This is a genomic window from Actinobaculum sp. 313, from assembly GCF_003073475.1.
Taxonomy (GTDB): domain Bacteria; phylum Actinomycetota; class Actinomycetes; order Actinomycetales; family Actinomycetaceae; genus Asp313.
In genome coordinates, this window is sequence record NZ_CP029033.1 from 2018514 (window position 1) to 2037688 (window position 19175).

The 19175-nt window shown below is 60.3% G+C and carries 9 protein-coding genes, 3 rRNA genes and 1 pseudogene; all 13 read right to left on the minus strand.

Features of this window, described 5'->3' with window-relative positions:
• Nucleotides 1-32: 32 nt before the first annotated feature.
• Nucleotides 33-1724 carry an ABC transporter ATP-binding protein gene (locus DDD63_RS08750; RefSeq protein ID WP_108716045.1) on the minus strand — a complete coding sequence of 564 codons (1692 nt, stop codon included), beginning with the start codon at nt 1722-1724 and terminating at the stop codon, nt 33-35.
• Entirely contained in the window at nt 1724-2896 is a 1173-nt protein-coding gene (locus DDD63_RS08755) for an ATP-binding cassette domain-containing protein (RefSeq protein ID WP_240611233.1), read from the minus strand. The genes DDD63_RS08750 and DDD63_RS08755 overlap by 1 nt, the downstream gene beginning before the upstream one ends.
• Nucleotides 2830-3609 (minus strand): ABC transporter transmembrane domain-containing protein, encoded by a 780-nt coding sequence (locus DDD63_RS08760; RefSeq protein ID WP_108716047.1) that lies wholly within the window; start codon nt 3607-3609, stop codon nt 2830-2832. Before DDD63_RS08760 ends, DDD63_RS08755 begins: the two co-directional genes overlap by 67 nt.
• A gap of 77 nt (nt 3610-3686) precedes the next feature.
• Entirely contained in the window at nt 3687-4505 is an 819-nt protein-coding gene (locus DDD63_RS08765) for a heme ABC transporter ATP-binding protein (protein ID WP_240611234.1), read from the minus strand.
• On the minus strand, nt 4502-5638 hold the full coding sequence (locus tag DDD63_RS08770; RefSeq protein ID WP_240611235.1) for an iron ABC transporter permease: 1137 nt from the start codon (nt 5636-5638) through the stop codon (nt 4502-4504). Before DDD63_RS08770 ends, DDD63_RS08765 begins: the two co-directional genes overlap by 4 nt.
• Nucleotides 5635-6732, minus strand: a complete 1098-nt coding sequence (locus tag DDD63_RS08775) for an ABC transporter substrate-binding protein (RefSeq protein ID WP_108716049.1) — start codon at nt 6730-6732, stop codon at nt 5635-5637. The genes DDD63_RS08770 and DDD63_RS08775 overlap by 4 nt, the downstream gene beginning before the upstream one ends.
• Nucleotides 6733-6857: 125 nt before the next feature.
• Nucleotides 6858-8498: an HtaA domain-containing protein gene (locus tag DDD63_RS08780; RefSeq protein WP_108716050.1), complete on the minus strand. Its 1641-nt coding sequence runs from the start codon at nt 8496-8498 to the stop codon at nt 6858-6860.
• A 589-nt stretch (nt 8499-9087) separates the two neighbouring features.
• Complete coding sequence (locus DDD63_RS12055; RefSeq protein ID WP_125482486.1) at nt 9088-9348, minus strand: hypothetical protein; 261 nt, start codon at nt 9346-9348, stop codon at nt 9088-9090.
• A 1436-nt stretch (nt 9349-10784) separates the two neighbouring features.
• A complete protein-coding gene (locus DDD63_RS12280; RefSeq protein WP_164505508.1) occupies nt 10785-10931 on the minus strand; it encodes a hypothetical protein in 147 nt (48 codons plus the stop codon).
• A gap of 1276 nt (nt 10932-12207) precedes the next feature.
• Nucleotides 12208-12324 (minus strand): 5S ribosomal RNA (rrf, locus tag DDD63_RS08790).
• A 109-nt stretch (nt 12325-12433) separates the two neighbouring features.
• Nucleotides 12434-15564: ribosomal RNA gene (locus tag DDD63_RS08795) — 23S ribosomal RNA — on the minus strand.
• A gap of 197 nt (nt 15565-15761) precedes the next feature.
• Nucleotides 15762-17303: ribosomal RNA gene (locus DDD63_RS08800) — 16S ribosomal RNA — on the minus strand.
• Together the 16S, 23S and 5S rRNA genes form the textbook arrangement of a ribosomal RNA operon.
• 445 nt (nt 17304-17748) lie before the next feature.
• A pseudogene (locus DDD63_RS08805) lies at nt 17749-19154 on the minus strand (NAD-dependent malic enzyme).
• Nucleotides 19155-19175: the final 21 nt, after the last annotated feature.

Genomic DNA, 19175 nt, shown 5'->3' on the forward strand with positions numbered 1-19175 from the left:
GAGCATATCGCCCGTTACATGATCATTTCCGACTATGAACCGGTCCGCACGTTAACAACACGGCCGCGATCCAACACGATGACCTGATCCACGTCACCTACCGACTCTAAACGGTGCGTCACCTCGACAATGGTCAGCTCCGGCATCGCCCGGGCAAGGTTCTCGCGAATTCTTGCTTCCAGCGCCGTGTTGAGATTGGCGGTGAACTCGTCGAGGACGAGCACACGCGGCTTCATCAGCAGGGCGCGCGCCAGGCACAGGCGCTGCGCCTGGCCGCCGGAGAGTCTGCTGCCGTTCTGCCCCACAGGCGTTGCCAGGGCATCGGGCATCTGCCGGATCTCCTCATCCAACCCGGCTAGACGCAGGGCGTTCCAGACCTCGTCGTCGCTGGCAGTGGGCGCTCCGAGGCGGATGTTCTCACCGATGGTGGCATCCAGAAGTTGATTCTTCTGCGCAACCACGACGACGGCACGGCGCAGCGAGTCAAGGGTGTAGCGGGAGATCGGCACACCATCCAGAAGCACCCGGCCGGATGTGGGATCGGCGTAGCGCAGCAGCATATGGATGGTGGTGGTCTTTCCCGAGCCAGACGGTCCGACCAACACGGCATGCCCGCGGGGCGGCACGTGAATCGACACGTTATCCAATGCGAATGCCGCCGCGCCGCCCTCCGATGTTTCATACGCGAAGGAGATATTCTCCCAAGTGATCGCCGGTGCCGTGTTCGGCGCATACTCCTCCGGCCCATCCCCAACCGCGGCCGGAGCATGGCTCATATCCCAGAGCCTCCGGGCAGCCGTCAGCGAGTGGTCGAGATAGCCGGCGGCATCCTCCACCCCGCGCGGCCCCTCGAATAACCGCAGAGTGCCGGCAGTCAGTGCCGCCGTGAGCACGGCAGTCTGCCCGCCCTGCGCGCAGCAGGCGGCGACGCCGACCACCGATACCAACATGAGCAGGGTATTCGCGCCACGGCGAAAAGCGTTGGCCGTCCGTGCCGTTGCCGCACTGTGTGAAATCGTGGCGGAGAGCTGATCCGACTGGTCCACACGCTCCTCCTGCCGCCCGTAGCCGACCACTTCTTCGGTGCCGAACACGGAATCCGAGAGGTGATGTGAGAGGTCACGCCGTAACTCCAGCGTGTTGTGGGTGGCATTCATGGAACGCCGCAGGCCGACGAAGGGAACGACGAGCAGCGCCAACGCGATACACGCCGCGGGGATGACGACGATCCCCCATCCCACAACCGCACCGGTGACGAGAATCGCTGCAGTGGGCACGATATAGGCGGAGACGACGGGGGCGAAGGTATGCGCGTACACAACCTCGATACGGTCGACGTCGCGGGTCAGGCTGGTCAACACGTCACCGGAACGTGAATGAGCGACAATTCCGGGCGCCTTCGGCCACAGCTGTGCAAAAACGGCGGTTCGCAGTAATTCGAGAGCTTTGAAAGCGACGTAATGGCCGGTGAGTTGCTCCAGGTAGTACGCCACCGCTTTCAGCACCGCGATCACGACCAGCAGTGCGAGGATGAGCGATGTGTGGGCATGACCGGTGACAATGGCAACCACCCCACCGCCGGCCAGACCGAAGAGCGTAATGTCCAGGCTGAGATTGACCAGACGGAACAAGGTGGATGCGAGCAGAGGCTTGTGCACGGGCCGAGTGATCGATGTCAACCAGCGCACCAACTGGAACAGGTTCGGGTTCTTGGCTGAACTCATCACCGTTCTCCTTCCGTTGCGGTGGTCCGCAATGCTGTCTTCTTCTCAACATCCGCGTACGCACGTAAAACACCACCGTCGAGTTCCCATACGCTGTCGGCGAGCCGCAGCAGCGACGGCCGGTGGGTGACGATAAGAACGGTCCAGTCGTGGTCCAGCTCGGTGATCGCGTTGATGATATGCGCCTCCGACTCCATATCGATCTGCGACGTCGGCTCGTCCAGCAGCAGGATGCGACGCCCGGAAAGGAAGGCCCGGGCTAGAGAGAGGCGTTGGGCCTGGCCACCGGAAATCAGCGCGCCCTCTTCTCCGGCCGGAGTGTTCAATCCCAGCGGCATGCGCTCTATATCCTCCGCCACATGAGCCTTCCGTAGCGCCGCCCACATCTCCTCCTCGGTGGCATCGGGCCGGGCCAGGCGCAGGTTCTCCGCGATGGTGGTGGTGAACAGCCATGTTGTCTGTGCCACCGATGCGCTCTGCCTGCGGATCCACGCAGCGTTGTGATCTGCGGCGTTCTCACCACCCAGCAGGAGACGTCCACCCTGCAGGGGCTGTGAGCCGCGCAAGAGCGCCAACAATGTCGACTTGCCGGCACCCGAGCGCCCGACAATTGCGACCTTGCCTCCCTGTGGCACGGCGAGATCAATGCCGTGTAGCACCGGGCCACGGCCGTAGTCGTAGGTGAGGTGGTCCGCTTGGATGGCGAGTGCCGGATCGACAGCCGGGAATTCTCCGGCGAGCGCGGCAGCATCCGCCGTCGCTGTTGAAGCTTCCGACGCGGTGGCTTGCACGGTTGATGCGCTTTGCTTTCCCATGTTCCCAGTGGCTGCCACACCGGTTGTGGAGCTCTCCGCAGCCGTCGTCTCGGATACGGCGCGCTCAGCGGACGAAAGGTACCTGCCGATGGCGCGCTCTGCGGCCATACCTCCCATGCCGATGTAGAAGAAGCCGGCCACCTGGACGAGCGGTTCTAGGAGCAGCGCCGCAAGGAGCATAATCGTGAGCGCTTGACTCACCGTCACTGCTCCGGCGTGCACGCGGGCCACGGTAACCGCGGCTGTGCAGCAGATAAGCGCCAAGGAGAACAGTCCATCCATCACAATAATCACGACCTGGTTTCCGGCCAGGAGGCGCATGATGGCGCCACGGTTCTTCTCCCCCTGCTCGCGCAACTGCGCCTCAATACGCGGGCCCGCCCCAGCAGGCGAATTGTCACCAAGTTACGGATGGCGTCGAGATAACGGCCCGCCAACTTGGCCCGCTCAGACCTAGAACGCGCCGAGGTCTTCCGGAAGGCCCGCCGAAAGGCGACGATCAGGAGTGGGATCAACGGGCAAAGCATCATAATGAGCAACCCGACCACCGGATCAATTGCTATCGCCACATACCCCAGCGTGAGGAAGGGAATGGCGATGGAGGCAACTGTGGCGCCGTAATACGTCTGTCGGTACTCGGTCAGGCGCTCCAGGTTATCGGCCATCAGCGTGATCAGGCGCGCGGAGGTGAACTCGGTCTCGTTGTTGCGCGGCAGAGTGGCAGAACGGAAAACGACTTCCAGGAGCCGGTGGCGGATGCGTCGTTCCTCCGCTCGGGCCGCCGCACCTCCATACTTGATCTCCGCGAAGGCACAGACACCGGCCAGTACCGCGCCGCATGCGGCGACGATCCACAGCGCTGCCGGTTCCTGCCCGTTCCAGGCCCGGCCCAATGCCGATCCGGTGGCGATCAAGGCCACTGCGGTACAGCTTGCAGCCAGCAGGCGGAGTACCGCCACAATGCGGATATCCCGCTGACCGTACGGGGTAAGAACAACCTGCCGGTACGATGGCCCCCGCCTTCGTCGGCGATCCGCACCTGCAGACCGGGCGTGTTCACGGCTTGTCATCGTGCTCCTTCATCTTCTCTGTCATGCTTCTTCATGTTTCTGCACATGCCTCGCCATTTGAGGCATATGCGCTCGTATCACCGTCCGCGGCCACGCCGCACGGGCATAACGGCTGTTTTACCACCGAGAAGTGTGACTACTTCGATCGGCCAGTCGTATACCGTGCTCAACCTCTTCGAGGTGAGGACATCGGCGGGAGGACCACAGGCGACGATGCGGCCGCTTCGCATGAGGGCAACGGTGTCGCAGAAGGTGGCGGCCAGTTGAATATCGTGCATCACCGCGACGACGGCGGCACCGCCGTCGGCAAGTTCGGCGCACAGTTCCATCGTCCGTTCCTGGTGTGCGATGTCGAGGGCCGCCGTCGGCTCATCTAAGAAGACGATGGGCGTCTCCTGTGCCAGTACACGCGCAAGTGTCACCCGCGCCTTCTCTCCGCCGGAGAGTCTTGTAACATCGCGGTCAGCCATCTCCGCTACCTCTGTGCGTTGCATGGCGGAACACACAACTTGCTCATCCCGAACAGGGTCCTTACGCCAACATGAACGCCCCATATGCACGATGTCGTGCACGAGGTAAGAGAACGGAAATTCGCTCGACTGCGGCATAACCGCACGAACGCGCGCCAGATCGCGCCGCGTGTACTCCGTCAGCGCGCGGCCGTTGAGCATAACGCCGCCGTCGCTGCGCAGATCGCCGGCCAGGACGCCGAGTAGGGTTGATTTGCCCGCACCATTGGGGCCAAGCAGGCCGAAGACCTCCCCATGGTGGACCGTGACGTTGACATCGCGGAGAACGGGCCGACGACCGTAGGAGAAGTTGATCTTGTGCCCATCTATCGCGACCGCGTGCATCTCGGCCTTCTCCGTCGCTCGGGTGTGGGGGTGGTGTGTCATGGCATCCTCCCACCGCCGCGGAGCTTCGTCCGCAGCAGAATAAAGAAGGTTGGCCCTCCGACCAGGGCGGTGAAGATACCGATGGGGAGGTCGGCAAACGGTATGAGTGTACGGGCGACAGTATCCGAGAGCGTGATAAGTGCCGCGCCTCCCAACATGGTGGCGGGAATCAAGAACCGGTTCAGTGGGCCGATGGCAAGCCGTAGAACATGTGGCACGATCAGCCCGACGAAGGCGATCACCCCCGCATAGCTGACAGCCGCCGCAGTCAGTAACGCACTCAGGGCGATTGCGACGAGGCGCAGTCGCCCCACATTCAGCCCAACATGGCCCGCGGCGCTTTCGCCCAGCGCCAGCGTGTCAAGCGAAGGGCTCAGAAGCACCGCACAGGGCAGCGCCACGAGCGCAATGGCTCCAACGATTGCAACCTGCATCCAGGTCGCCCCGCCCAAGGATCCCATCTGCCAGAAGACGATCTGGTCACGTGCCGCCGTCGGTGCCAAATAGGTGGCAATCGAGGTCAAGGCCGTGCACACCGCCGTTATCGCGATGCCGACGAGCACGAGAGTCAGCACATCTGCTCTTCCGCCGGAGCGGGACAGCAGGTAAACCGTCATGGCGGCGAACAGGCCGGAACAGAAAGCCGCCAACGGCACACTGAAGCCACCAAGCGCATGTGGTACAAGCACAATCGCGACCGAGGCGCCGACGGCCGATCCGGAGGAGACCCCTATAATGCCTGGCTCGGCAAGGGGGTTGGAGAAAACGGCCTGCATCACCGTGCCGGCGACTGCCAACGACGCACCTATGAGTAGGCCCAGCACAATGCGCGGAAAACGGATGTTCCAAAGCGCGGCGATGACAACGGGGTCATCTACGGGCTTCGCGAGTCCGATACGAGAAGCTAGGGCACGCCACACGTCGGAAGCCGACACGGGATACTGGCCGACACATGCTGACACCGTCACCAGTACCAGGACACACGCGACCAGCATGCCGAAGGTGATCAACCGTCGCCGACGACGGCGACGCAGCCCGGCAGAGGCAGCAGACGGCTCGGCGTCGCCGTCGCGCCCCCGCATCGGCAAGGCAATTTCCAGCGGATGACCGCCAACATCCGTTGCGGCACTCACCCGGCGTCATCCACCCCGTACAGTGCCCGTCCTATCGCGAGCAAGGTGTCGCCGGTCTGCGGACCAAACGAGAGTGAAATACCATCGGGGATCGAGACAATCCTCTGGTTCGCTCCCGCGCGCGTTTCGCTGACTCCCGCGCGGCTGAGGAGACCGTCAACGCCTCCCGTGGATTCCAAGCCGCCGGACATCACCAGAATTACCTCTGGATCTAAAGTGAGCAAAGCCTCTGCGTTCGCCGGGGTTGTCGCCGTGATTCCATTCGCACTGGCAACATCGTAGCCCCCGAGTGCGGTGATTAACGCCGTCGCCCCATCTTCCTCACCCAGAATGAAGAACACGCCTGCCGTCCCGCGTACATAGAGAAAGACTATGTGCAGGGGTTCCTCGGGCTCCCACTGTGCGATTTGTTCAATCGCCGAATTCGTCTCAGCTTCCGTACGCTCCACGAGGGCTTGCCCGGCCTGCGGTACCCCAAGCGCGTCGGCAACCGACTGGATAAGCGGCCCGGTCGATTCGATGGACCGTTCCGAATCGAGAATGATCACTGGAATACCCGCTGCTTTCACTTGGTCAATGACCTCAGGAGGCCCAATGCTACGGTCCGCGAGAATAACCGTCGGATTGAGGGCAAGAATTGCCTCCGCATTGAGCGAGTGCCCGTTCTCAGTGACAACCGGGAGGTCGGCCAGCTGATTCTCCGTGGAAGAGACCGTTCGCCCCACGATATTCTCGCCGTAGCCGAGCGAAATCACCGTTCGGGAAAACGTGCCATACAGGTCCAGTGCGAGGATTCGCGAGGTGTCCGTAACTGTCACACTGTTACCCTCGGCATCCGTCACCGTCGCGGGGAGCTGCTGCGCGTAACTCCCCTCAATCGGCTCCGGATCGGGAATGTCTTCCGCCTCGGAGAGCCCGGTCAAGGAATGTGCGTCCGGAAGGTCGAGGGTCTCGGCTGTCGTGCCGCTTGCAGGAGCAGACGCTGTGGCCGCCGTCGATGACGAGGCGGACGGGCTGTTCTCCGCGGTGTCACTTCCGCAGCCGGACAAAAGTAGCGTGACACATGCTGCGAGAGCTGTCGTCGTTCTCTTCATCGTACTTTCCGTACTTTCTACCAGTTACGAGGTGGGACGGAGCAGCACAACTCCGTCCCACCGTTTCAGTTCACTTTTGCACCCCTACGGCACTCGGTGCGGGTTCACGGCGCACCAAGCCTGAGTCAGATAAGTGCCCGCCGCCGAGCGACCAGCACGGCGGCGCCCAAAGCGAGGGAAACCAACGCCAGCGCAACAGCAGTGGTAACATCCGCACCAGTGCGCGCAAGCGAGAAGGCACTTTCGCCGCTCGCCGACCGAGATACCTCATTGCCGAAAGCATCGTAGGTCACCAACTCGCCGGTATGCGGGTCACACGCGGTCGCGTTCGTCAACGCAGCCGAGCCGCTGAAGGTGTCAAGAGCCTCACCGGCCGAATAGAAGCCCGCGAACGCTTTTGCACCCGACTCGGTCAACGTCACGCTGGAGGTCAGGAAACTCAGCGATGTGCCAGAGACGTTCACGCTGGAGAAGCGGACGTTGGCGAACGCCACCTTGCCATAGTCAGTCTTGTTGCCGCTGGTATCGCTGGACGAAACGTTCAGGTAGAGCGTTCCCGTCTGACCGTTAATCTGCAGCTCCGGATTCGCGATCATCATATCCAGCAGCCCGTTGTGCCCGGTGAAGTGAACCGCGCCACTGTAATAGACCGTCCCGGAATTAGAGGAAGTATCAAACAGACCGCCGCGGGCCGTGAAATTGAACTGCGATCCTCCCCAGTTCGCACCGCTGGCTGTTGTCCAGTTGCCCTTGGCAATGGAACCGCGGATGTATGTGGTGAACGAAGAACGCAGAGCCCATGACAGCGTGCCGGAAGTTACGCGCTTCTTAGTCGGATCAACCGTGCACTGTCTGGCCGCACTTCCCGAGGTAGCGGACTGGGGCGAGTTCGTCGTAGGCGTCGTTCCGGTGCCACCGGTGTTCTTCGGGGTACTCGTCGAAGCGGAAGGCGACGACGACGGAGAAGTCGTTCCCGGATTTGTAGTCGGCTCTGCAGTGGTAGGAGCCGTCGTCGGCTCCTCCGAGGGATTGGTGGTCGGCGTAACGGTGGGTTCTTCCGACGGTTCAGTGCTCGGTTCAACAGTCGGCTCCCCTGACGGCTCCGCCGTCGTCGGCTCCTCAGTTGGCACCGCCGAGCCCGTGACCGTCACCGTAATGGGGTCGAGACTAGTGCCGGCACTATAGAAACCTCCGAACCCGGCCGCACCGGCGTCGGTCAGAGTCACCGTAGAAAAGTTGATCGTGGAAGTCAGACCGTTCGTTACGACGGAGCTGCCGCTGAGCGTCGCAAAGTTGACCTGTCCGTAGTTCTGCATCTCACCCGTCGCCTGGTCCTTCGATGACACAGTCATCTGCAACGTGGACGTGCCATTCGGGATGTAGCTAATGACCGGATTGGAGAAGGTGATGTCGAGGACGCCCTCGTGTCCCGTTGAGTGGATCGCACCGGACAGAGCCAATGTACCCGCGTTATCGGGATCGAAACTCTGGCCACTGGCAACGGGAAAATGATAGGTTCCGTCCGCATTCACGGAGGCGCCACCACTTGCCGAAGTCTGCCCACCAACAAAGGGGCGGGCTAGATAGTCGCGCCAAGACGACTTCAACCCCCAGTCCATCGAGCCGGTAACCGGAACGCTCTGAGCGCGCACTACTACCGGCTCCGGTGCCGCTAGCGCAGCCGACGCGGCTGCCGAAATCCCACCGCAGGCAAGAACGCTCGCCGCTAGTACCGCGACCAGCTTGCGCCTCGTCTTCACGAACATACATATTCCCTTCGCAGATACAGTGGCCCGCGCAGCCCGAGCGGCCGCAACAAGCACCTTTAGGTTAGCATACCCTAACCCAAAGATGTGTCTCCGTGAGTAAAATGCGGCTCACACCACCCTATTGACGGTTATCAACCGGCGGGGAAAAGGCCGGTGAGCGAGAACCCCGCCGCTATTGCTGTAGCTGCTGCAACAGCCTCTTGCATGCTACCGATAGCCACAAGCCTCCGACAAGGAATCGAGCCACATGCGGGCAATTTCACGAATCGTCGGCACATGTGAACGTTGAAGGTGAGAGGCAACCATGAGCTATTCGCACGCACATGTGGCAGGGCCGTAGCGTCCGACAAATGATGCTCCAATTCCCGCCCAAACGAGAAGTGCCGAGTCCAGGCGAATCGCATGGTCGGCGGAATTCAGCCAACTCTTAGAATCATCCGGCCGGGTCGTCGGTTTTCTGGACGGACTCTGGCTCAACACCCACCCTCACCGGTTGACGACTATAAGGCTCACCATCTGACGACCATAAGGGCCGCCGCTCAGGTGGGCCTTGTCCAAATCCCGTCCAAACGACGCGAGCGCGGCGCTACGGCCATCGCAAATCCGCGAGATTCCGCCATTCCTTAACTGGAGACGTTCCATATTCTTCTCGTTTGGACGGGATTTTGACATAGATGGAATCGACCTTGACAGCGAGGATGAGCGTGATGCCGAAGAAGGCAACAGAGACAGTGCGTTTGGTGCGTGTGCGACGCATAGTGGGCCCGGCATCATGGGCCTGAATACGAGTAGCGGCGTGACAGGCCGGGGTGACGGCGGGAAGAAGACGAGCCGTCCCTGGCGGCATCGAACTTGCTTTTCGGTTCTAGCGATCAGCCGCCGGGTCGAGTTGGTGGGGTGGTGCGGGTGTGGCCTAATCTCGTTGCGCGCTTGAGCGTTCTCAGTTCGATAGGAGCGCAGGCCTGATTGTCCAGATCCCGTCCAGACGCCGACACTATGGATTGCTTCCAATTTAGGAACGCCGGAATTCAGCGGATTAGAAGCGATGGTTACTTCACGGACTCTTCGTTTGGACGGGATTTGGACAGTTGGCGCCATTGACGGAGGGATGTCGGCGGAGCAGAGCGGTACTTTGAGATGCTATTGCGTCAGCGATGTATGAATACACAAGGTAGGCAGCATGCTCGGTTGGCGTAGGGCATACAGCTGAAGCCCGTCACTTTGTTGGGGAGCCCGGATTCTTGGGGTGATGCGTTTGTTGGCTGGACCCGTTACCTTGTTGGTGGTTCCGGGTGGTCCGGGGCTGGGCCAGCCGCTGTGGGCATGATGTCTTGCCCCTGTCGTTTGATGATCCGGGGTGCCCAGAGACGCAGCGGATACTGCCGGGGCCGGCGGCGGTGGCCATGACGGTGTTCTGACTAATGCGCTGGTGCGGTTCGTGGTGTTATGAATCCGGGGGACGATTGGGAAGATCGGAAAGGTCCGTCGAGAGGTCCACGTTGTTGGGTTTACATGCCAGCACGCGCTCTAAGGCAAGGGCGTGATAACGCGTTTCGGTGCCGATGACGGACAGGTCAGTGCCATTGCTATTGCTTAGAAACTCGGCCTCGAAAACAGAACCGGATCCGGTATATCCGTCGAAGATCACCCCGTCGCGCGGGGGTCACCATGCGAAGCCACCGTGCAAGGGCGTGGTGGTCTTTTGGCGGGTGGTCTTTCGGTGTTGTGAACTTCCCTGGCTTGATCAGGGAAGCGACATGTCGGGTAGGGCTTGGGCCGATATTGCTGAAGATCGGGGAGGGTGCTACGCCGTCCTCCTGGTCAAGCCGGAGGATTCTTCGGGGCATTGCGCCCTCCTGCCAAAGAACGCCTCCAGCGGCATCGAGTCGGGCGAAACTCCGCTCCGGCAATCGCCAGCCCGTTGTAGGGGTGAAGGTCTCGCCTGTCGCTGAGGTAACCGTGTAGTGGTACGCGTATGCTTCGTCGCGGGCAGTCAGTGGTGCGGGACGTGCTGGGATTCCTCCACATGTGAACTCGTAGGATCGCATCCATTGTTTGTGTTCGCGTGCGTAGCGCCGCATGGCGCGTCCTGCCACCGAATCCGGGTCGAGCACGCCATCCTCTCGGGCCTGATTGTAGGCATCCTGTGCGCGCCTAAGGAACGCTGTGGCACCTCGTCGCGGCTCATGCCATTCCTGGTTCCGCTGTTTCTGTTTAGCGAAGGCCAGGATGTACCCAACCCCCTCCGCGGGTATACGCTCCGCCGGGATAGCCCTTGCCCTTTCAGATGAGTAGTCGCAGAAAGTTCCCTTCTCCGAACACCTCCTCCAAGGTGAGCCAGAGCCGGGGCAGTTCGCGGTCGCCAACCACCAGCAGCACAACTCCTGAGTTCTTCAGGATCATGCGGCCAACGGTGAGAGGTTCCCGCATGTGTTCTACTCATTCGACGGCCGTGCGAGACGCTTCGTGCTGCGGGTCATGGTTGACGTTGTACGGCGGGTCAAGATCGAGCGTGTCGACGCTACCGGTCAGCAATGACACCATCACCGTGAGGGCATCACTGTTCAGAAGATGATAAAGTCGCCACAGTCCCTCCCAACCGAGATCACAAGTGTCGGCATCGAGGCCCCGAGGAAGACCCCGGACAGTGTCAGTCTATCGAGAACAAGCCAATCAAACATTCGCCCGCACACTATCATCGTCCGTTGTATATCGGAATGCACCTCGCATTGCCGCTCGCCACTGGCGGTGGTCGGTGGACAGCTAATGTGGAATTCCCTCACGGCACGTCCTAACACATCACCCGGAGGTAGTGGCACAGTTGGCGAAGATCTTGCCATAACCTACCTCCGGCCGAAGATGTCGCTCCACCTCGTGCAATAATCGTTGATATCTCACCGCATTATGCCCCGAGCCTCTATCGCCCCGATGTCGTTCCACTTAATCCGCACACCATACGCATGCGGTTCAATTCTCGCGCGAACTCCTGTTTGCAATTGTTGCCGAGCGCATCAACTACGCCATCCCAATGAGGCGAGTCGAGGAGACCATCGTGGCTATCAGCTCGGGATAATCTTCGGGCTCCTACTTGCTTGCTGGCAAACCGCAAGGCGCGATGGCCCAAACACGCAGGCGTGGTGGATCTTGGTCGAGGTGCTGCTGGGGACGGTGTTTGCCGCCGTCCTTGTTGGTTTTCATGGTTGGCACTGTTGTCTCTGCATCATCGTCGCAGTGTTTGCCCGTCGGCGAATACTAACGGTCGATGAGCCAGGGGGAATGATCCACGAGACGGCGAGAACCCGGGGTTGTTGGCACCGGGCCTGTGCCGAGCATTCTTTGTGCCATCACGGCCGTGCTGGTTCGGTATCTCGGTGCTACGCTCGGCCACCGTTTCAATGCCTGAGCGGGTCGGCGCGGCGGGATTTGGCTTCCGTGCCAGCTCAAACACGGGCCCGGGGCCGGGTATGAGTGTGGCAGAGGTGACCACCACCGGGCCTATAGGCCCGTGACTCCACACGCCTGCCGGGTGCCTGTCGTGCTTGTCGGGCGCCTGCAGGGCGCTGTCGGGTTTGTCTGGTGGGCCAAGACAACAACCAGGAATGCGTCTAAACACAATACCCACAGACAACACGCATACGCCCGAGGGCCAGAACCCCACAAGACAACAACTCCTTGCGGGTTCTGGCCCCCAGACCAACCGAGAACGTGGTGGCAGTGTCCTACTCTCCCACACCCTGCCGAGTGCAGTACCATCGGCGCTGGCAGGCTTAGCTTCCGGGTTCGGAATGGGACCGGGCGTTTCCCTACCGCTATGACCACCACCACAAACAACACGGGCACCCACACCCAACCACCAAGCCCCTCACACGAGTGGCCTGCTTGGCGTGGGGATCGTGAATCGTATAGTAGGCGCGAGCACACAAGAAAACACGTGTTATAGGTCATCGGTCATTAGTACCGGTCAGCTCCACCCCTTACAAGGCTTCCACATCCGGCCTATCAACCCCGTCATCTCCGGGGGACCTCCCCCACACCCTCAAGAGAGCATGGATCGAGAACTCATCTTGAAGCAGGCTTCCCGCTTAGATGCTTTCAGCGGTTATCCCTTCCGAACGTAGCCAACCAGCCATGCCCCTGGCGGGACAACTGGCACACCAGCGGTCCGTCCGTCCCGGTCCTCTCGTACTAGGGACAGCCCTTCTCAATTCTCCAACGCGCGCAGCGGATAGGGACCGAACTGTCTCACGACGTTCTGAACCCAGCTCGCGTACCGCTTTAATGGGCGAACAGCCCAACCCTTGGGACCTACTCCAGCCCCAGGATGCGACGAGCCGACATCGAGGTGCCAAACCATGCCGTCGATATGAACTCTTGGGCAAGATCAGCCTGTTATCCCCGGGGTACCTTTTATCCGTTGAGCGACGGCGCTTCCACAAGCCACCGCCGGATCACTAGTTCCGACTTTCGTCCCTGCTCGACCCGTCAGTCTCACAGTCAAGCCCCCTTGTGCACTTACACTCACCACCTGATTGCCAACCAGGCTGAGGGAACCTTTGAGCGCCTCCGTTACCCTTTAGGAGGCAACCGCCCCAGTTAAACTACCCACCAGGCACTGTCCCGGGCCCGGATCACGGACCACAGTTAGATGCGCGCTACGACCAGAGTGGTATTTCACCAACGACTCCACCACCACTAGCGTGACAGCTTCACAGCCTCCCACCTATCCTACACAAACCGCACCACACACCAATACCAAGCTATAGTAAAGGTCCCGGGGTCTTTCCGTCCTGCTGCGCGAAACGAGCATCTTTACTCGTACTGCAATTTCACCGAGCTCGTGGTCGAGACAGCGGAGAAGTCGTTACGCCATTCGTGCAGGTCGGAACTTACCCGACAAGGAATTTCGCTACCTTAGGATGGTTATAGTTACCACCGCCGTTTACTGGGGCTTAACTTCCTAGCGTCACCCCCCACACAGAGGAGCTAACCAGTCCGCTTAACCTTCCAGCACCGGGCAGGCGTCAGTCCGTATACATCGCCTTACGGCTTCGCACGGACCTGTGTTTTTGATAAACAGTCGCTTCTCCCTCTTCTCTGCGACCCACACCCCTCCACCCCGCACGGGGATGTCAAGACACGGGCCCCCCTTCTCCCGAAGTTACGGGGGCATTTTGCCGAGTTCCTTAACCACGATTCACTCGCACGCCTCGGTATACTCTACCTGACCACCTGTGTCGGTTTCGGGTACGGGCGGCTCAAACCTCGCGTCGATGCTTTTCTCGGCAGCACAGGATCACCCCATATCCACCCCACAACGGGATGCCATCATCAGGCCTCAGTCACATGCCCCCCGGATTTACCAAAGGAACGACCCACACCCTTAAACATGCCAAGCCATAAGGCACGCGGGACTACCACTCTGCGTCACACCTGTTAACACGCTTGCAGAAGCAGGCTCGGACCCCACGCCATCACACACACCCGCCCCGAAAGACGACCGCGCGATCCGGGATGGTTAGCATCACCCACACCCACATGGACGGTTCTTCGCCGGTACCAGAATATCAACTGGTCACCCATCGACTACGCCTGTCGGCCTCGCCTTAGGACCCGACTAACCCAGGGCGGAACAACCTAGCCCTGGAACCCTTAGTCAATCAGCGGACGGGATTCCCACCCGTCTCTCGTTACTCATGCCTGCATTCTCACTCCCACGCAGTCCACCACACAGTCACCCGGCAGCTTCACCCCACGCAGAACGCTCCCCTACCACACCCAACCCCTCAACCCACCCCAAGGCAGGCCCGGGAACACGCTGGGCATCCGCGGCTTCGGTGGTGTGCTTAAGCCCCGCTACATTATCGGCGCAGAACCACTCGACCAGTGAGCTATTACGCACTCTTTCAAGGATGGCTGCTTCTAAGCCAACCTCCTGGCTGTCACAGCAACCCCACATCCTTTCCCACTTAGCACACACTTCGGGACCTTAACCGACGATCTGGGCTGTTTCCCTCTCGACAACGAAGCTTATCCCCCGCCGTCTCACTGCCACGCTCAACCCTTGCAGCATTCGGAGTTTGGCTGACCTCAGTAACCCTGTCAGGCCCATCAGCCACCCAGTCGCTCTACCTCCACAAGGAACCACGCAACGCTGTACCTAAATACATTTCGGGGAGAACCAGCTATCACGGAGTTTGATTGGCCTTTCACCCCTACCCACAACTCATCCCCCAGGTTTTCAACCCTGGTGGGTTCGGGCCTCCACACGCTCTTACACGAGCTTCACCCTGGCCATGGGTAGATCACCCCGCTTCGGGTCTAGAACACGCGACTCACGCCCTCTTCAGACTCGCTTTCGCTACGACTACCCCACACGGGTTAACCTCGCCACGCATCACTAACTCGCAGGCTCATTCTTCAAAAGGCACGCCATCACCCCCACAAAAAAGGGCTCTGACGGATTGTAGGCGCCCGGTTTCAGGCACTATTTCACTCCCCTCCCGGGGTACTTTTCACCATTCCCTCACGGTACTATCCACTATCGGTCACCAGGAGTATTCAGCCATGACAAGTGGTCTTGCCAGATTCACACGAGATTCCACGAGCCCCGTGCTACTCGGGAACGCAACCAACACGCAACACCAGGATTTCACCTACGGGGCTCTCACCCTCTCCGGCAGGCCTTCCCAGACCCTTCGACTACCCCAGCATCAACACGCAGCCCCCCGTCGGAGGAACAACAGCCACGCCCCACAACCCCGCACGCGCAACGCCCGACGACTCTCACACACGCACAGTTTAGGCCACCATCCGCTTTCGCTCACCACTACTCACGGAATATCTCTTCCTACGGGTACTAAGATGTTTCACTTCCCCGCGTACCCATCCGCGCCCTATACATTCAGACACGAACGACCAGGCACAACCCCGGCCAGGTTACCCCATTCGGACACCCTCGGATCAACACCCGCTCGCCGACTCCCCGAGGCATATCGCAGGCCGCAACGTCCTTCCTCGGCCCCTGGTACCCAGGCATCCACCGAACGCCCATAAACACCTACAACACTTTCAAGATACTCGCACCCACTATACAATTCACAACCACCACACCAACACCACACCCACCCCCACACAAGAAGGCAGACACGGGCAGCAAAGGCATAACACCCAAGAGCCTGACAGTGCGCCTGGCCAACAAAACAACAGCACCCCAACACCCACACCCACAAACAAGCATGAGCACACCAGGGCACTCCCTAGAAAGGAGGTGATCCAGCCGCACCTTCCGGTACGGCTACCTTGTTACGACTTCGTCCCAATCGCCAACCCCACCTTCGACCGCTCCCCCACCAAAAAAGCAGTTAGGCCACGAGCTTCGGGTGTTGCCAACTTTCGTGACGTGACGGGCGGTGTGTACAAGGCCCGAGAACGTATTCACCGCGGCGTTGCTGATCCGCGATTACTAGCGACTCCGACTTCACGTAGTCGAGTTGCAGACTACGATCCGAACTGAGACCAGCTTTAAGAGATTCGCTCCACCTCACGATATCGCAACCCTCTGTACCGGCCATTGTAGCATGCGTGAAGCCCAAGACATAAGGGGCATGATGATTTGACGTCATCCCCACCTTCCTCCGAGTTAACCCCGGCAGTCTCCCGTGAGTCCCCAACCAAATGCTGGCAACACGAGACAAGGGTTGCGCTCGTTGCGGGACTTAACCCAACATCTCACGACACGAGCTGACGACAACCATGCACCACCTGCACGCCAGTCCAAAGACCCGCACATCTCTGCACGATCCCGACGCATGTCAAGCCTTGGTAAGGTTCTTCGCGTTGCATCGAATTAATCCGCATGCTCCGCCGCTTGTGCGGGCCCCCGTCAATTCCTTTGAGTTTTAGCCTTGCGGCCGTACTCCCCAGGCGGGGCACTTAATGCGTTAGCTACGGCGCAGAACCCACAAACAAGCCCCACACCTAGTGCCCAACGTTTACAGCATGGACTACCAGGGTATCTAATCCTGTTCGCTCCCCATGCTTTCGCTCCTCAGCGTCAGTAACGGCCCAGTGACCTGCCTTCGCCATCGGTGTTCCTCCCGATATCTGCGCATTCCACCGCTACACCGGGAATTCCAGCCACCCCTACCGCACTCCAGCCTGCCCGTACCCACTGCACGCGCGAAGTTAAGCCCCGCGTTTTCACAGCAGACGCAACAAACCGCCTACGAGCCCTTTACGCCCAATAATTCCGGACAACGCTCGCGCCCTACGTATTACCGCGGCTGCTGGCACGTAGTTAGCCGGCGCTTCTTCTACAGGTACCCTCAACCACCCAAACGAGCAGCCTTGTCCCCTGCCGAAAGAGGTTTACAACCCGAAAGCCTTCATCCCCCACGCGGCGTCGCTGCATCAGGCTTGCGCCCATTGTGCAATATCCCCCACTGCTGCCTCCCGTAGGAGTCTGGGCCGTATCTCAGTCCCAATGTGGCCGGTCACCCTCTCAGGCCGGCTACCCGTCGACGCCTTGGTAGGCCATCACCCCACCAACAAGCTGATAGGCCGCGAGCCCATCCCCCACCAGAAAAACCCTTTCCCCCAGCACCATGCGACACCAAGGGAATACCCGGTATTAGACCCCGTTTCCAAAGCTTATCCCGAAGAAGAGGGCAGGTTACTCACGTATTACTCACCCGTTCGCCACTAACCCACCCCAACCAAAAAGCCAGAATGAGCCCGTTCGACTTGCATGTGTTAAGCACGCCGCCAGCGTTCGTCCTGAGCCAGGATCAAACTCTCCACAAAAAACAAAAAGAGAGCCAAACCCAACCCAACAAAAACAGCAACCAACCACCCACCACAACAGCAGACAGCCAGCCACCAAACAAAAAACAAAAACCAGACACACTATCAAGCACCCAAACACCACACCCACACCCCACGTAAGAGCCTTCCAAGAAGACCCTCAGCGAGAGGGGCCCGCAGAGCTGATCGCTTCATCCGGAAGACCTTCCGGACTCGCCTACCGCGCTGCGGATTTGCCGTTCGAAAACCCGCCGCGACCTGCCCTTTTACCGGGCTTGCCGCGGAGCCGAGCTCCCGGCGACAGGTAAAGACTTTACGCACCCGGCGCACGCCGGTCAAACCGAACGGGCGTGGCTCTGCTCACACCGACGATCAAACCGGTATTTTTCCGCGATTCCATGCACCTAACCACGTAGTTCCGCCGGGTGCGCTCCGTCCACAGCATCTACTCGTCCTGTGACGCGGCCTCCTGCGCCGTCGCGTACTCGACGACAGCCTTCGAGACGGCTGACTGCACACGTTCGTCGAAGACACCCGGGATGATGTAGTTCGAGTTGCGTTCTTCGTCCGTGACCACATTGGCCACGGCGACGGCGGCGGCGTGCAGCATCTCGTCGTCGATCCGACTCGCCTGCGCATCCAGCATCCCGCGGAAGAGACCGGGGAAGACCAGCACATTGTTGATCTGATTCGGGTAGTCGGAGCGCCCGGTTGCGACAACAGCCGCATGCTCACCCGCGGCAGGCGGATCAACCTCAGGCGTCGGGTTGGCCATTGCGAAGACGATGGCGTCGTCGGCCATGGTCGCGATGTCGTCCCCCGTCAGCAGGTTTCCGGTGGACACTCCGATGAAAACATCCGCGCCGACAAGCACATCCTTGAGCGAGCCCTCAACTCCGCGCGGGTTGGTGTGCTGGGCGAGCCAGTTACGGTGCGGGTTCGCCTCCTCGCGGAACGGGCCCAGAGCCCCCGCACGGCCACAGCCGATAATGTCTCGCGCGCCATGCAACATGAGCAGCCGAATAATGGCCGATCCCGCCGCTCCCACGCCGGAGACCACGATCCGCACGTCTTCGATGTTCTTGCCAACCACCTTGAGCGCGTTAATAAGCGCTGCGAGGGTCACCACTGCGGTGCCGTGCTGGTCATCGTGGAATACCGGAATATTAAGTTCTTCACGCAGCCGTTCCTCGATTTCGAAACAGCGCGGTGCGGAGATGTCTTCCAGATTGATGCCGCCGTAGACCGGCGCAATCGCCCGCACGATGGAGATAATCTCCTCCGTGTCGGTTGTATCCAGGCATACCGGCCAAGCATCGACGTTGCCGAAACGCTTGAACAACGCCGCCTTTCCCTCCATTACCGGCAGCGCAGCCTCCGGCCCGATATCGCCCAAACCAAGGACTGCCGTTCCATCGGTCACAACAGCGACGGTGTTCTTCTTGATCGTCAGCCGACGCGCCTCCTGGGGTTCTCAGCAATCGCGGTGCACACCCGCGCGACTCCAGGGGTGTACACACGGGCCAGATCCTGCCGCGTGCGCAGAGGATTCTTCAGTTGAACCGAGATTTTCCCACCGAGATGCGCCTGCAAAGTGGCATCCGAAACCTTCAGCACCGCCGTATCAACCAACATCTCAATGGAATGCCGTACTTCACGCACGTGGGCACCGTTAACGCAGTCGCAGGTGACGTCGACGATAAGAGACTCTTCGAGAGACTCCACCGTATCGATGCCCGTGACGAGGGCACCGGCATCAGCAACGGCTTCGACAAGTCGCTGAGCGGAACGCCGGTGCACCGGCAACTGGACGCGCAAAGTGACTGTATAACTCGGACTGGGGAATGCCATAAGGACCGCCTTTTCCTACCT